At 30.6% G+C, this 16,187-nt stretch carries 16 protein-coding genes; 11 read left to right on the top strand and 5 right to left on the bottom strand.

Annotated elements, in window-relative coordinates; genetic code table 11:
- Positions 1-46 precede the first annotated feature (46 nt).
- Genes leuB through SJY17_RS03520 form a run of 4 tightly spaced genes read right to left on the bottom strand, consistent with a single transcriptional unit; the run spans position 47 to position 4,327 of the window.
- Positions 47-1,165: a 3-isopropylmalate dehydrogenase gene (gene leuB, locus SJY17_RS03535; protein ID WP_397364087.1), complete on the bottom strand. Its 1,119-nt coding sequence runs from the start codon at positions 1,163-1,165 to the stop codon at positions 47-49.
- A gap of 11 nt (positions 1,166-1,176) precedes the next feature.
- The gene (leuD, locus tag SJY17_RS03530; protein ID WP_397364086.1) at positions 1,177-1,767 is read right to left on the bottom strand and encodes a 3-isopropylmalate dehydratase small subunit; all 591 of its coding nucleotides are present in this window, start codon (positions 1,765-1,767) and stop codon (positions 1,177-1,179) included.
- A 1-nt stretch (position 1,768) separates the two neighbouring features.
- Positions 1,769-3,151, bottom strand: coding sequence for a 3-isopropylmalate dehydratase large subunit (leuC, locus tag SJY17_RS03525; protein ID WP_397364085.1), 1,383 nt, complete (start codon positions 3,149-3,151; stop codon positions 1,769-1,771).
- Positions 3,152-4,327, bottom strand: coding sequence for a 2-isopropylmalate synthase (locus SJY17_RS03520; RefSeq protein WP_397364084.1), 1,176 nt, complete (start codon positions 4,325-4,327; stop codon positions 3,152-3,154).
- A gap of 149 nt (positions 4,328-4,476) precedes the next feature.
- On the opposite strand from SJY17_RS03520, the gene SJY17_RS03515 reads away from it, so the two are divergent.
- Together SJY17_RS03515 and SJY17_RS03510 are read left to right on the top strand one after the other, a co-directional pair.
- Positions 4,477-6,021, top strand: coding sequence for a hypothetical protein (locus SJY17_RS03515; RefSeq protein WP_397364083.1), 1,545 nt, complete (start codon positions 4,477-4,479; stop codon positions 6,019-6,021).
- Between the two features lie 230 nt (positions 6,022-6,251).
- Positions 6,252-6,452, top strand: a complete 201-nt coding sequence (locus SJY17_RS03510; RefSeq protein WP_397364082.1) for a PID-CTERM protein-sorting domain-containing protein — start codon at positions 6,252-6,254, stop codon at positions 6,450-6,452.
- Here SJY17_RS03510 and SJY17_RS03505 read toward each other — a convergent pair.
- Entirely contained in the window at positions 6,441-7,031 is a 591-nt protein-coding gene (locus SJY17_RS03505) for a riboflavin synthase (protein WP_397364081.1), read from the bottom strand. The genes SJY17_RS03510 and SJY17_RS03505 overlap by 12 nt on opposite strands.
- Positions 7,032-7,097: 66 nt before the next feature.
- On the opposite strand from SJY17_RS03505, the gene pdxA reads away from it, so the two are divergent.
- The 9 genes from pdxA (at position 7,098) to SJY17_RS03460 (ending at position 16,163) form a co-directional block, all read left to right on the top strand.
- The gene (gene pdxA / locus SJY17_RS03500) at positions 7,098-8,144 is read left to right on the top strand and encodes a 4-hydroxythreonine-4-phosphate dehydrogenase PdxA (RefSeq protein WP_397364080.1); all 1,047 of its coding nucleotides are present in this window, start codon (positions 7,098-7,100) and stop codon (positions 8,142-8,144) included.
- Between the two features lie 72 nt (positions 8,145-8,216).
- Positions 8,217-8,756 carry a YceD family protein gene (locus SJY17_RS03495; RefSeq protein ID WP_397364079.1) on the top strand — a complete coding sequence of 180 codons (540 nt, stop codon included), beginning with the start codon at positions 8,217-8,219 and terminating at the stop codon, positions 8,754-8,756.
- A 9-nt stretch (positions 8,757-8,765) separates the two neighbouring features.
- The gene (gene rpmF, locus SJY17_RS03490) at positions 8,766-8,966 is read left to right on the top strand and encodes a 50S ribosomal protein L32 (protein ID WP_027879374.1); all 201 of its coding nucleotides are present in this window, start codon (positions 8,766-8,768) and stop codon (positions 8,964-8,966) included.
- 175 nt (positions 8,967-9,141) lie between these two features.
- Entirely contained in the window at positions 9,142-10,137 is a 996-nt protein-coding gene (locus SJY17_RS03485; RefSeq protein WP_397364078.1) for a beta-ketoacyl-ACP synthase III, read from the top strand.
- Between the two features lie 33 nt (positions 10,138-10,170).
- Entirely contained in the window at positions 10,171-10,650 is a 480-nt protein-coding gene (accB, locus tag SJY17_RS03480; protein ID WP_397364077.1) for an acetyl-CoA carboxylase biotin carboxyl carrier protein, read from the top strand.
- A 90-nt stretch (positions 10,651-10,740) separates the two neighbouring features.
- Positions 10,741-12,093 (top strand): acetyl-CoA carboxylase biotin carboxylase subunit, encoded by a 1,353-nt coding sequence (accC, locus tag SJY17_RS03475; protein WP_397364076.1) that lies wholly within the window; start codon positions 10,741-10,743, stop codon positions 12,091-12,093.
- 92 nt (positions 12,094-12,185) lie between these two features.
- Positions 12,186-12,863: a hypothetical protein gene (locus tag SJY17_RS03470; RefSeq protein WP_397364075.1), complete on the top strand. Its 678-nt coding sequence runs from the start codon at positions 12,186-12,188 to the stop codon at positions 12,861-12,863.
- Between the two features lie 21 nt (positions 12,864-12,884).
- Entirely contained in the window at positions 12,885-14,804 is a 1,920-nt protein-coding gene (locus SJY17_RS03465) for a hypothetical protein (protein ID WP_397364074.1), read from the top strand.
- Positions 14,805-14,810: 6 nt separating this feature from the next.
- On the top strand, positions 14,811-16,163 hold the full coding sequence (locus SJY17_RS03460; protein ID WP_397364072.1) for a hypothetical protein: 1,353 nt from the start codon (positions 14,811-14,813) through the stop codon (positions 16,161-16,163).
- Positions 16,164-16,187: the final 24 nt, after the last annotated feature.

Here is a 16,187-nt window from a genome sequence, read left to right as displayed (position 1 = left end):
CTTGATAAAATTAATTACCAAGCATATTAGACTAAAAAAATAATAATTAAATAATTGTAGACTGTCCTAAGTGAATATTAGTAAAGTTAATATTCGTTTCATTTGGGTTACTTATAAAATCGGCTATAAAATCTCCAACTTTTGAAGTTGTAATATTATCATATGATGAGTTTAAATCTGGAGTAGTGATTTCTAATTTTAAAGATTTTTCAACACCTTCTTTAATTAAGTTAGCTTCATCAAATAATTCAAAATGTTCTAATAGCATTGCTGCACTTAATATGGAAGCTACAGGGTTTGCAATGCCTTTTCCTGTTGCTTGAGGGTAAGACCCATGAATTGGTTCAAACATCGCATATTTATCTCCTACTGAAGCAGATGCTAATAATCCAATTGATCCACCAATAACACTAGCTTCATCACTAATAACATCGCCAAATAGGTTTTCTGTTAAAATAACATCAAACTGTTTAGGGTTTAAAATCATTTGCATTGCTGCATTATCTACAAATAAGAAATCTAATGTTACATCTGGATAATTTCCAGCTAACTCAGTAACTACTTTACGCCATAATCTTGAGGTTTCTAAAACATTTGCCTTGTCGACTAAGGTTACTTTTTTACGTCTTGATTGTGCTGTTTTAAAAGCCATGTGTGCAATACGTTCTATTTCATTTCGAGAATACTCGCATAAATCAGATGCTGTATTCCCATCCTCGCTTAATTGTTTTTTACCAAAATAAATACCACCAGTTAACTCACGATAAATACTTATATCTGTACCTTCTATGATGTTTTTTTTAAGTGGTGATTTGTCTAATAATACATCATAAGCTTTTACAGGTCTTATGTTTGCATATAAACCAAGCTCTTTCCTTAGTTTTAATAAACCTTGTTCTGGACGTATTTTTGCGCTAGGATCATTATCATATTTTGGGTGTCCAATTGCTCCAAATAAAATAGCGTCACTGGTTTTGCATAAATCTAAAGTTGCATCTGGCAAAGGATTGTTTTGTTTGTCAATTGCAATTGCACCAACAGGAGCTTCTTTAAACAAAAAAGTGTGATCAAACTCTAAAGCTATTGCATTTAATACTTTTATGGCTTGATCTGTTACTTCTGGACCAATTCCATCACCTGATAAAACAGCTATGTTTAGTTTCATAGTATAATTAATTAGTATGTTTTTTTAGCTTCAAAAGCTGTAATAATTTCTTTTTTACTTAATAAATAGTCAATATCATCATAACCATTTATCATGCATGTCTTTTTGTAAGCATCAATGTCAAAGTTTTCTTTAAAAGAAGTGTCTTTAACAGAGATAGTTTGTTGTTCTAGATTTACTTCTAAGTTAGTTTCTGGGTTTTTAGAGATTTCATCTAACAAAACTTTTAAAAATCCTGGAGAGACTTGAACAGGTAATAACCCATTATTTAATGCATTTCCTCTAAAAATGTCTGCAAAAAAACTAGATACAATAACTTTAAAACCATAGTCGCTTAAAGCCCAAGCTGCATGCTCCCTACTAGAGCCACAACCAAAATTATCTCCAGCTACTAATATGCTTCCTGAATATTTTGTATTGTTTAATGCAAATGTGTCGTTTTTTGATCCGTCTTTATTAAATCTCCAATCTCTAAAAACATTATCTCCAAATCCTTCTCTGTCTGTTGCTTTTAAAAAACGAGCAGGAATAATTTGGTCTGTATCTATGTTTTCAATTGCTAATGGAATAGCTTTTGATTGTAATGTTGTAAACTTTTCCATTTTAATTTAATTGTTTAGTTATATCTACAATTTTTCCTTCTACTGCAGTTGCTGCAGCAACTAATGGACTTGCTAAAATTGTTCTAGATCCTTGACCTTGTCTACCTTCAAAATTTCTATTTGAGGTTGATACGCAATATTCGCCTTGCGGAATTTTATCGTCATTCATAGCTAAGCAAGCACTACAACCTGGTTGACGCAACTCAAAACCAGCAGCATCAAAAACATCTTTTAAGCCTTCTTTTATAATCTGAGCCTCTACTTGCTTACTTCCTGGTACTAACCAAGCTGTAACGTTTTCTGCTTTTTGTTTTCCTTTTATGTAGTTTGCAGCCACTCTAAAATCTTCAATTCTAGAATTGGTGCAACTTCCAATAAACACAAAATTAATTGGCTTATTTATTAAAGATTCACCTTTTTTAAAATCCATATATTCTAAAGATTTTTCAAAAGAAGCGTCATTTATTGTTGGTATATTTTCTGTTACTTTAATTCCCATTCCTGGATTTGTACCATAAGTAACCATGGGTTCAATATCTTTTGCATCAAAAGTGTATTCTTGATCAAAAGTTGCGCCTTCATCTGTTGGTAATGTTTTCCAATAGGCCACTTTTTTATCAAAATCAGAATCTTTAGGAGCAAACTTACGTCCCTTTACATAGTCAAAAGTGGTTTGGTCTGGAGCAATCATTCCTCCACGTGCTCCCATTTCAATACTCATATTACAAACTGTCATACGTCCTTCCATAGACATGTTTTCAAAAACATCTCCAGCATACTCACAGAAATAACCTGTACCAGCATTGGTACCTAGTTTTGCTATAATATATAGAATAACATCTTTTGGTAATACGCCATTTTTTAAAGTTCCGTTAACAGATACTCTTAAACTTTTAGGTTTTGTTAATAGTAAACATTGACTTGCAAAAACCTGTGCTACTTGACTAGTACCAATACCAAATGCTATAGTACCAAAAGCACCATGTGTTGAGGTGTGTGAGTCTCCACAAACAATAGTCATACCTGGTTGAGTCACACCTAATTCTGGAGCCATTACGTGTACAATTCCATTATATTTATGGCCTAATTCATATAATGTGATATTATTTTTTTTACAGTTATCTGATAACTGTTTTAATTGTTTTCTTGACAACTCATCTTTAACTGGTAAATGTTGTTCTAAAGTTGGTGTATTGTGGTCTGCAGTAGCCACAATTTGATTAGGACGAAAAACAGGAATATTACGTCGTTCCAACTCGTTAAATGCTTGTGGACTTGTTACTTCGTGTATTAGGTGTTTATCTATATAAAGGACTTGTGGTCCATCTTTTACAGCATCAACAACATGTGCATCCCAAACTTTATCAAATAATGTCTTTTTCATTTAAGCGCTAATTATTTGTTTATACATCTTACTAGATTCAATGATCTGATGGATATCATTATCGTTTACTTCCTTTTTTTTATCTGCAAAAGTTAAAAAATTTGCATACACATCATCTAATTGTAGTTTGGTTAATTCGTAACCTACATTTTTTGCTCTATAGGCTAAAGCAGCCCTTCCGCTACGTGCTGTTAATACTATTGCAGATTCTGTTACACCAACATCTTTTGGGTCTATAATCTCGTAAGTTTCACGATTTTTTATTACTCCATCTTGATGTATTCCAGAGCTATGTGCAAATGCGTTTGCACCAACTATTGCTTTGTTGGGTTGCGTATAAATCCCCATACTATCACTGACTAATTGACTTAAACCATATAGCATTCTGGTGTCAATATTAGTGTCTAAATCTAAATAAGGATGTTGTTTTAAAACCATGACTACTTCTTCTAAAGCAGTGTTTCCTGCACGCTCACCTATACCATTTATAGTACATTCAATTTGTCTTGCTCCATTAATAACGCCTTCAATAGAATTTGCTGTAGCTAAACCTAGATCGTTATGACAGTGACAAGATAAAATGGCTTTTTCAATACCTTTTACGTTTTCCATAAGGTATTTTATTTTTGCACCATACTCACTAGGTAAACAGTATCCTGTAGTATCAGGAATATTTAAAACAGTTGCTCCAGCTTTTATTGCAGCTTCACAAACTCTTGCTAAATATTCGTTTTCTGTACGTCCAGCATCTTCAGCATAAAACTCAACATCTTCAACAAAAGATTTTGCATAGGCAACAGCGTTAAACGCACGTTCTATAATAGCATCTTTGTTAGAATTAAATTTAAATTTTATATGAGATTCTGAAGTACCTATTCCTGTATGGATTCTAGGTTTTTTTGCAAATTTAAGTGCTTCTGCTGCAACTTTTATATCATTTTCTACTGCTCTGGTTAAACCACAAACAGTTGCGTTTTTTACGATTTTTGCTATAGCTTCAACTGATTTAAAATCACCTGGACTTGAGACAGGAAAACCAGCTTCTATAACATCTACACCTAATTGGTCAAGTTGTTTAGCGATGACGACTTTCTGTTCTGTGTTTAGTTTACAGCCAGGCACTTGCTCGCCATCACGTAGAGTAGTATCAAATATTTGAATGTTGTTTTTTGACATTTTAAGAGAGAATTATTTTTGTATTGTAGTACTAATTTATACTTTGGTTAAAAATTTGTTAGACCTCGTTTTTTAATTCATACGATGTTCAATTAAACAAAAGCTTTTTAAACACCTGAAAATCAACAACATAACATCATTTTTAATTGATGACTAAAGATCAAAAAGATAATTTATTTCTATTGGTAAAATCCTTAACCAAATCTGAAAAGCGACAATTTAAGTTGTATGTTGGAAGATTAGGGGTTAATCAGGATTCAAAGTTTTTGAGTGTTTTTAATGTTTTGGATAAAATGAAGGTTTACAGTGAGTCTTTAATTTTAAAATCTACAGACGTAAAAAAACAACAATTAGCTAATGTCAAAGCACATTTATATAAGCAGATTTTAATTAGCTTAAAGCTAAATCCTTCACATCAAAATATACGTTCTCAGATTAGAGAACAATTAGATTTTGCTTCTATTTTATACCATAAAGGGTTGTATAAACAGAGTTTAAAAATCTTAGATAAAGCTAAAGAGTTAGCAATTGTAAATGAAGAAAAAAACTTAGCTTTTGAAATTGTAGAATTAGAAAAAATAATTGAGGCTCAGTACATTACCAGAAGTATTAGTAACAGAGCAGATTATTTAACCGTTCAAGCCAAAGAACTAAGTGAGCTTAATGTTATAACCAGTAAATTATCTAATTTGTCTTTACAATTATATAGTATAATTTTAAAAACTGGCTATGTAAAAAATGAAGAAGAAAGTAAAGCAGTTACTAAATATTTTAATGATAGACTTCCAAAATTAGAATTATCTAAACTAGGTTTTAGAGAAAAACTATGGTTATATAAAGCACATTTATGGTATAGTTTTTTAATGCAAGACTTTTTAAATTGTTATAAGTATGCATTAAAATGGGTGGATTTGTTTTATGACAACCCTAAGATGATAAATCTAAACCCTGTTTTTTTCTTAAAAGGAAATAATTATTTATTAGAAGCATTGTACTTTATAAAAAACAAGCCAAAGTTTATCAATAAGCTTGATGAGTTTTATACAGTTGTAAACCAATCTGATTTTCCAAAGGGTGAAAATATTGAGGCTTTAGTGTTTCTATATGGTAATTTCCATAAAATCAATCAGTATTTTATAGATGGAAGTTTTGAAGAAGGACTGTTATTAATACCACAAATTGAAACAGAATTAATTCAATTTAATAATAAAATTGATGCACATCATAAGATGATTTTTTATTACAAGTTTGCAAGTTTACATTTTGGAGCTGGTAATAATCAAGAATGTATCAACTATCTTGATAAGATTATTTCTAACAAGTCATTATCAATGCGTGAAGATTTACTCTGCTTTTCTAGAGTATTAAATTTAGTTGCACATTATGAAGCAGGTTTAGATTATCATTTAGAAACTTTATTACGTAGTACTTATAAGTTTTTAATTAAAATGAATGACTTACACGAGGTACAAAAAGAAATGATAAAATTTATTAGAGGGCTACAAGACATATATCCTCAGGATATTAAAAAAGAATTTAGAAAGTTACTTGAAGTTTTAAAGCAATATGAAGACCATCCTTTTGAGCGTCGTGCATTTTTATATCTAGACATTATATCTTGGTTAGAAAGTAAAATTGAAAACAAACCAGTTGGTCAAATTGTTAAGAACAAGTATTTAGAGTTTTATGCTTAATTAACCTCTTATTTTGTAATTAGTTTTCTTCAATTAGTTGTTAAATTGGTTTAGAATGATTTTTTTCTTCAATTTTAATGTTATTAAATCGTCAAGAAATAAGCGAAAACCAACGAAAAACCGTATTTCATCGAGAAAAATAGCGCTTTAAAGATGTTTTTTAACAAAAAAGAGTTTCAAAAGTTTTGTTAGCATAGTTTTTTTCATACATTTACACCCTCAAATCAAAGATGAAGAAAAATAAAACATTATTAGTTTCGGTCTTATTTTTATTAATAAGCATTGCTGGAGTTGCACAAGTAGTTATTCCACCACCACCTACACCACCACCAGGTCTTCCTATAGATAATGGTATTGTTGCACTAGTAATACTTGGTGTTGCTTATGGTGTTTACAAGATTATAACTTCAAGAAAAGCATCAAACGTTTAGTTCGTTAAGGCGCTTTACATACTTACCTATTACGTCAAATTCTAAATTTACTTTTGTTCCAATTTTAAATGTTTTAAAATTTGTGTGTGCATAAGTATAAGGTATTATAGCAACACTAAAGCTGTTTTTAGCAGAGTTGACAACAGTAAGACTTACTCCATTAACTGTAACAGACCCTTTTTCAATAGTTATATTATTTAATTTTGGATCATACTCAAATGTATATAACCAACTTCCATTTGTTTCATTTGCATCAATACAAGTTGCAGTTTGGTCTACATGTCCTTGTACAATATGTCCATCCAATCTATCTCCAAGCTTCATTGCGCGTTCAAGATTAACAACATCATTTACTTGTAAATTACCAATATTACTTTTGTCTAAAGTTTCCTTTATAGCAGTAACTCTGTATTGATTATTATTAATTTCGACAACAGTCAAACACACACCATTATGCGCAACACTTTGATCAATTTTTAATTGACTAGTAATATTACTTTCAATAGTGATCTCTAAATTACCTTTTAGTGTAGATAATTGTTTTACTGTACCTAGCGTTTCAATTATTCCTGTAAACATAAACTTAATCGTATTATTTGGTTAAATTTGCTTTGGTAAATTTACAAACAATAGTTAGTAGTATTAATGAAGAAAGAAGAAAATATTAAACTAGGAATATCTATAGGTGATCTTAATGGGATTGGTGCAGAAGTTGTTTTAAAAATATTTGAAGACAAAAGGATGCTAGATTTTTGTACACCTATTATTTTTGCATCTATTAAGACGATGAGTTTTGTTAAAAACCATTTTAAATTAGATATAAACTTAAACGGAATACATAACGTTAATCAAGCGCTTGTTGGACGCGTTAATATTTTAAATTGTTGGAAAGAAAATGTAAATATAAACTTTGGACAAGAAGACATTAAAATTGGAGAGTATGCTATTAAGTCTCTAGAGCAAGCAACAAAAGCTTTAAAAGACGAAGCTATTGATGTGTTAGTTACAGCTCCAATAAACAAACATAATATACAATCTGAAACTTTTAAATTTCCTGGACATACAGATTACTTAAATCAAGAGTTAGAAGGTAACAGTCTAATGTTTATGGTTACAGAAGGATTAAGAGTTGGGTTGTTTACAGATCATGTACCTGTAAAAGATATAGCTAGTCACATTACTCCAGAACTTATAGAAGAAAAAATAAATACAGTTTACACCTCTCTTAAACAAGATTTTAAAATTAATAAGCCCAAAATTGCAGTTTTAGGCATTAATCCGCATACAGGAGATAATGGTGTTATAGGTAATGAAGACGATGACATTTTACGTCCAACACTTCAAAAAATAAAGACATCAGGTATGTTAGTTTTTGGACCATATGCAGCTGATAGTTTTTTTGGGTCTAATAATTATAAAAATTTTGACGCTATAATTGCGTCTTATCATGACCAAGGATTAATACCATTTAAAACATTATCATTTGGACAAGGTGTAAATTATACAGCAGGTTTAAACCGAGTTAGAACCTCTCCAGATCATGGGACAGCCTATGAAATTGCCGGAAAAGGAACAGCAGACATGAGTTCTTTTAAAGAGGCTATTTTTACAGGAATACAGATTTTTAAAAATAGAAACGAGTATAAAATCATAAGTCAAAATCCGCTAGGATTTTCTAAAAGAAAGATATAAACAAAAAAATGTTTATAAGTCTTCAAAATAAAGAATTTTTTATATATTTGCAGGCTCAAAATAGATGTGGTAATGAAGCAATTAAAAGAATTTACAATACCATTTGTAGGTTTAAAAGAAGGAAAACATCTTTTTGATTATAATATTGACCAAACGTTCTTTGATCATTTTGAGTATGAAGAGTTTAACTCATGCGATATTAAAGTAGATTTAATTTTTGTAAAAAAATCAACTTTATTAGAGTTAAATTTTGAAGTTTCTGGAACAGTAAACGTAAACTGTGATGTTACTAATGAGCCATTTGACTTACCAATATCAAACACTTTTGATTTGGTAATTAAATTTGGAGAAGAATATAATGATGAGCATATTGACATATTAATTATTCCACATGGTGAATATGAAGTCAATATCCAACAATATATATATGAGTTAGTTGTATTAGCATTACCAAGCAAACGTATACATCCAGGAGTTGAAGACGGAACATTAGATTCAGAAATACTTGAAAAATTAGAAGAACTTAGTCCAAGAATAAAAGACAAAAAAGAAGACCAAGAGGAAACAGATCCTCGTTGGAATACATTAAAAAAACTATTAACGGATAAATAATTATATAAAATGGCACATCCTAAAAGAAAAATCTCGAAAACTAGAAGAGATAAGAGAAGAACACATTATAAAGCAACTGCGCCACAAATTGCAACTTGCCCAACAACTGGTGAAGCACACTTATATCACAGAGCTCACTGGAGTGAAGGAAAACTTTACTACAGAGGTCAAGTGTTAATTGACAACTCAGTTGAAGAAAACGTAGCATAATTACTATGCATGCATACAATAAAACGCTCACTTGTGAGCGTTTTTTTTATGATTTATTTTTCTATAAGTTAAAAAGGATTTACTTTGCATTCAATTAGTCAAAAAAGACTAATTTTATTAAATTCAAGTCAAATATGGTCGTTTTTGACCTTTTTTTGACTAAAATAGCTAAAAAATGAGCAAAACTACTGCTGCAATTACTGCTGTTGGTGCCTATGTGCCAGACTATATTTTATCTAATAAGGTGTTAGAAACCCTTGTAGATACTAATGACGAATGGATAACTTCAAGAACAGGAATTAAAGAACGTAGAATTTTAAAAGAAGAAGGTCAAGGAACTTCCTTTATGGCTATTAACGCAGCTAAAGATTTAATTAAAAAACGTAATCTAGATCCTAAAGAAATAGACTTAGTTATTGTTGCTACCGCAACTCCAGACATGTTAGTTGCTTCCACTGCTGTGTATACAGCAACTCAAATAGGAGCAACAAATGCTTTTGCTTATGATTTGCAAGCTGCTTGTTCTAGTTTTTTATATGGATTATCGACAGCAACAAGTTATATTGAGTCTGGACGTTATAAAAAAATATTACTAATTGGAGCAGATAAAATGTCTTCTATAATAGACTATACAGATCGTGCGACTTGTATTATTTTTGGTGATGGAGCAGGAGCTGTACTATTAGAACCAAATGAAGAAGGTTTAGGGTTTCAGGATGAATACCTTAGAAGTGATGGAACAGGAAGAGAGTTTTTAAAAATAGAAGCAGGAGGATCTATATTACCAGCATCTCAAAAAACTTTAGAAGATAAAAAACATTTTGTGCACCAAGATGGACGTACCGTTTTTAAGTTTGCAGTTTCTAATATGGCAGATGCATGCGAGCAAATAATGAAACGCAACAACCTTAGTCATGATGATGTATCATGGTTAGTACCACATCAAGCAAATATGCGTATTATTGATGCTACAGCAAACAGAATGAATCTAGAAGACAATAAAGTCTTAAAAAACATACACAGATATGGTAATACCACATCTGCAACCTTACCTTTATTACTTAGCGATTTTGAAACTCAGCTTAAAAAAGGCGATAATTTAGTATTCGCTGCTTTTGGAGGAGGTTTTACTTGGGGTTCTATTTATTTAAAATGGGCTTACAACTCTTAACAAACTAACAAACTAAATTAATAACTTATAATTATGGATTTAAAAGATATTCAAAACTTAATTAAATTTGTTGCCAAGTCTGGTGCAAGTGAAGTTAAATTAGAAACTGATGATGTAAAAATCACTATTAAAACAGGTTCTGAAACAGAAACAACTTACGTTCAGCAAATGCCAATGCAAGCACAAATGCCAATGCAGCAGCCAATGCAAGCAGCTCCTGTAGCTGCAACACCAACAGAAACAGTAGCTCCAGAAGCGGACGATAATTCAAAATATATTACTATTAAGTCTCCAATTATTGGAACATTTTATAGAAAACCATCTCCAGATAAACCATTATTTGTTGAAGTTGGTCAAAACATTGCAGAAGGAGATGTACTGTGTATTATTGAAGCAATGAAATTATTTAACGAAATTGAATCTGAAGTATCAGGTAAAGTTGTTAAAATATTAGTGGACGATTCTTCTCCAGTAGAGTTTGATCAACCATTATTTTTAGTAGACCCATCTTAATTTTAGATTATTAGATCTATCGAGTATTAGAAAAATAATAATCGAATAATCGAATAATCCCTAATTGTCTAATTATCTAATTCAAAAAAGATGTTTAAAAAAATACTAGTTGCCAATAGAGGAGAAATAGCATTACGTGTTATTAGAACCTGTAAAGAAATGGGTATTAAAACAGTTGCTGTATACTCTACAGCAGATGCAGAAAGTTTACACGTTAAATTTGCAGATGAAGCGGTTTGTATTGGACCACCTGCAAGTAGCGAATCCTACCTAAAAATTTCAAATATAATTGCAGCAGCAGAAATAACAAATGCTGATGCTATACATCCAGGTTATGGATTTTTATCCGAAAACGCTAAGTTTTCAAAAATTTGCGAAGAACATCATATTAAATTTATTGGTGCTTCAGAAGACATGATTAACAGAATGGGTGACAAAGCCAATGCAAAATCTACAATGATTGCAGCAGGTGTACCTTGTGTTCCAGGAAGTGAAGGTGTTATCGAAACTTTTGAAGATTGTTTAGTAGTAGCTAAAGAAACAGGTTATCCTGTTATGCTTAAAGCGTCTGCTGGTGGTGGAGGAAAAGGAATGCGTGCTGTGTGGAAAGAAGAAGATTTGCAAAATGCATGGGAGTCTGCACGTGCTGAATCTAAAGCTGCATTTGGAAATGATGATATGTACATGGAAAAACTTATTGAAGAGCCAAGACATATCGAAATTCAAATTGTTGGAGATTCTACAGGTAAAGCATGTCACTTATCAGAAAGAGATTGTTCTGTACAACGTCGTCATCAAAAATTAACAGAAGAAGTACCTTCCCCTTTTATGACTACAGCTTTGCGTAAAAAAATGGGTGAAGCAGCAGTAAAAGCAGCAGAGTACATAAAGTACGAAGGAGCAGGAACTGTAGAGTTTCTTGTAGATAAACATAGAAACTTCTACTTTATGGAAATGAATACACGTATTCAAGTAGAGCATCCAATTACAGAACAAGTGATTGATTTTGACTTAATCCGTGAACAAATCCTAGTAGCAGCAGGTGTGCCAATTTCAGGTAAAAACTATACACCAAATTTACACTCAATAGAGTGTCGTATAAACGCTGAAGATCCTTTTAACGACTTCCGTCCTTCTCCAGGAAAAATAACAACATTACATGCTCCAGGAGGACATGGTGTGCGTTTAGATACTCATGTTTATGCTGGATACAGTATTCCGCCTAATTACGATTCTATGATTGCTAAGTTAATTACAACAGCACAGACGCGTGAAGAGGCTATTAATAAAATGAAGCGTGCTTTAGACGAGTTTGTTATAGAAGGAATTAAAACAACCATTCCTTTTCATAGACAGTTAATGGATCATCCAGATTATTTATCTGGAAACTATACTACTAAATTTATGGAAGATTTTGTAATTGAAAAGCAAAAAGAAGAATAAAATATATAAAAACTCCGAAAGAAATTTTCGGAGTTTTTTTTATTAGAAAAAAGAAAAACCTTTCTGTATCTTTGTTACATAAAATATTTTAAATGAAAATTGCTAAATACCTTAAATATAGTTTCTTACTTGTAATTATCTTAACAATAACCTCTTGTTTTGAAATCATTGAAGAGGTTGATCTTAAAAGTGATGGTACAGGTACAATGACGTTTACCTTAAACATGAGTAAAAGTAAAGCTAAACTAGCTTCCATAATGCTTTTAGACTCTGTTAATGGTGTTAAGGTGCCTTCTAGAACAGATATCCAAAAAGGCTTAGATCAAGTAGTTTCAGAATTAAAAAAATCTGAAGGTATCTCCAATATTAAAAAAACTGCCGATTATGACAATTTTATATTTTCTGTAAAGTGTGATTTTAAAACGATAGAGAATATTAATAAAATAACTAATAAAGTAGCTGGAGAGCAAAAACATAATACAGGACTATCATCTTACTTTTTTGATAACAAAAACTTGAATTTTAAAAGAAAGTACACTTATTCAGATGACGTAAAAAAGCAGTATAATAAACTTAAGTCTGAAAACAAAAAAGTATTTGATGATGCTTCTTATACTGTGATATATAGATTCGACAAAGAAGTCCAATCTCAAAATAACCAACAAGCTAAAATTTCTAAATCCAAAAAAGCAGTAATGCAACGTGTGAGTGCATTAGATATTATAGACGGAACAGGAGATTTTAATACTCAAATTCAATTAAAAAAATAACCAATAATCAACTATTAATCAATGAAAAAATTATTATTACTAGCTATTTTATGTGTTTCTACAACAGTATTAGCTCAAAAAACAGCATCTAAAATACCAAGTGACGCCTCAGTTGTTGCAACAGTAAAAGGAGAAAACATATTACAGTTATTATCTATGGAAGAGTTAAACAACTCTTTTTTTGGATCTGAAATTTTAAAGGAAGCTAATAGAGGTGACTTGAATGTTAACTCATTAGACGATTTTGGTTTTAATTTAAAAGCGTCAGCGCACTATTTTATGCAAGCTAATGATAGCGTAAATCATAATGTTTTTATTGTTGGGTTAAAGGATGTAAATCAGTTTGAAGATTTTTTTAAAAAATCAGGTAAAGTTGAGATTGTTAGTCAAAATGGAGTTAAGACAATTAAAGATGAAAACGGTCCAGCAATCGTTTGGAACAATAACACTTTAGTAATGGTGGCTAGTTCTACTAATGAGCTTTATTTTCAGGACGAAGCGGTTTTAGAGCGTTATGGACTTCAGTCAGAAAACGTATATGGTGATTGGCCAGAAACTATTCCTCCACCACCTCCAGCACCTTCTAATAGTGAAGAAGCAGCTGCTCATGCGGTTGATGCAGCTAGAGATGCTACAGAGACTTATGAGGAAGAGATAGAAGAAACAGTAATTGAATCTACTGAGACTTATGAAGAAGAAGTAGAAGAAACAGTTATAGAGTCTACTGAATATGGTACTGATGATTCTTTTGATTATGTATCAAATTACACTATTAAAAGAGAGTTAACAGATCAATGGTCTAAATTAAAAGCAATACAGATATTAACTCAATCAGGATCTAAATCTAATTCGATTTTAACAAACAAATCCTATTTAAAAAGTTTAGATAGTAAAGCAGAAGCTACAGTATGGGTTAAAGATTTTGGACAGATTTATTCAGATTTATTAGGTGGTTATTATGGTAGCCAATTAGATGGTTTAGATTTAGCAAAATTATATGCAGGAAATAGTTTATCGGCAAAATTATTGTTAGAAGATGATAAAATGGTGTTAAGTACTGATTACACTATGTCTGATGATATGGCAGAAAGCTATAAAAAAATGACCGCAAGAAAACTTAATAAAAAGTTTTTAAATTATGTTAATGAGGATAGAATGATTGGTTACATGAGTTATTCTATTGACACTAAAGGAACACTTGAAGAATACCCAGTTTTAATGAATAAGATGCTTAGCACAATGCCATATTATGGAGAAGAAGCTAGTTTAGGTATTGATTTATTTTCATTATTATTAGACGAAGAAGCTGTGGCAAATGTCATTAAAGGTGATCTATTGTTTTTATTATCTGGTATATCAAAACAAGAAGTTACTTATACGTCTTATGAGTATGATGACGATTATGAATATGTTGAGGTAGAAAAAACTAAAACAGAAACAATTCCTGACTTTTTAGTAATGGCGTCTTCAGGCGACACAAAATTGCTTAAAAAATCTATTAGCTATTTAGTTAATAAAGAAATGGTAACTTTTGCAAACGGTATTTACACGTTTAAAGAGCCAAGAAGCCCATTATCTATTCATTTAACAATTAAAGATGGTATTGTATTTTTAGGTACTTCTGAAGTTGAAATGAGAAAAATAACAACCGGAACTTTTGATGCTAAAGTATCATCGACTCATAAAAAAAGAATGTTAAATAACAGTTATTCTGTTTTTGTAAGTGCTAAGCAATTAGGATCTCAATTACCAATAGATGAAATGGGAATAGATCGTGACGGAAAACTACAATGGTTTTTAGATACCTCTAAGGATGCTTATGTAACAGCTTCTAGAATAAAAGGAAACACTTTAACTTCTGAAATGGTTGTAGAAGTTCCACCTACAGAAGAAAATGCTTTAAAATATATTTTTAATATTATTGAAAAATTTATTAAATAAGTTTTAATGAAAATTAAAAAAATATTAAAAAGAGCAGCCATTATTATTAGTGTGCTGCTCTTACTTTTTAAAGGTTTTTTGATGTATCGTGATTATGCATCATACCAAGATGTAATACATGAAGACGCAGACCAAATTATAAAAATTAAAGTGGATGGTATTACACAATCTATAATGTTTAATGCTATTACAAACCCTTCATTTTATTTAAAAAGTAAGTCTAAAAAAGATACTATTAAGGACGATAAAAAAGAAGAAAAAGGGTTTACAATTCCTGCAAATGTATTTTTATATACGGTAAAAAACAATCCTAGAACTACCATTTTTACCTCTTTTAAAGTTTCTGATTCAGCACATTTTAAAAACCATATCAAAAGCAAATATAAAATCACCAATTTTAAAACTTTAACAGGGTTTACTGTTGCTTCAAATAAAGATAAAAAAGTTGTGATTGCTTTTAACGATAAACAATGTGTTGTAGCTTATAACCCAAGTAAACAAAATGTAAATGAGGTATTTTCAGATATATTAGTTGATAAAAAGACATCAGGTAAGTCTAATAAAATTTGGAATAAAATTAAAGATGCAAATGCACATATTAATTTTTTATCTAAAAACAATAATTTACATTTAGATTTTAAATCAGGACAAGCTTTAATAACAGGAAATTTAGTATTGCCACAATATTTAGATACTCCAAAAAACTTTACAGGAGTAAATTTTTCTAGTGATGCTAGCGTTACGCTTAATCTTAATTTGTTATCCACTATAAAATATATGTCTTTTAAGCATAACAATGTTGATGTGCAAACAGATAGTTTAAGCACTTATTATAATGGACATTTAGCGTTAGAAATGGTAAATACAACAACGCAAATGGACTCTATAATAACCTATGAATATAATGAAGATTTTGAAAAAGTAGAAACGCTAACTGCTGTAAAAAAGGAAGTACCAGAAATTAATATGCAACTATCGTCTGACGCCTCAAAACTATATAATTATCTTGAAAAAGTGTCTATAATAAAACAAGGAAATTTAAGTAAAGAGGTGTTTCCGTTATATCAATTTAAGATAGACAAAACAGAAAAAGGGTTGTTAGCAAGTACTAATTTAGAGAAACCCTATAAAGCAGAAACGATTGAAAATACTAACGTTTTTGATTTAACTATTGATTTTGAAAAACTGCAAGATCAAAACCACTTTCCAATGATAAATAATTACTTGGAAAAACTATTGGGTTTAAAAATTAATGGAATTAGTAATGCGGACGAAACCATAGAAGTAAAAGGACAACTTCAATTAAAAAATAAAGACATAAACGCGTTAGCACAATTTGTAATTAATAATCAAGAGTAAACAAACTGTAGTAACTTATTGAGT

Source organism: Olleya sp. R77988 (assembly GCF_044594215.1).
Lineage (GTDB): Bacteria > Bacteroidota > Bacteroidia > Flavobacteriales > Flavobacteriaceae > Olleya.
The sequence above is the reverse complement of the archived record's forward strand: the minus strand, read 5'-3'. Positions and strand labels throughout refer to the sequence as shown.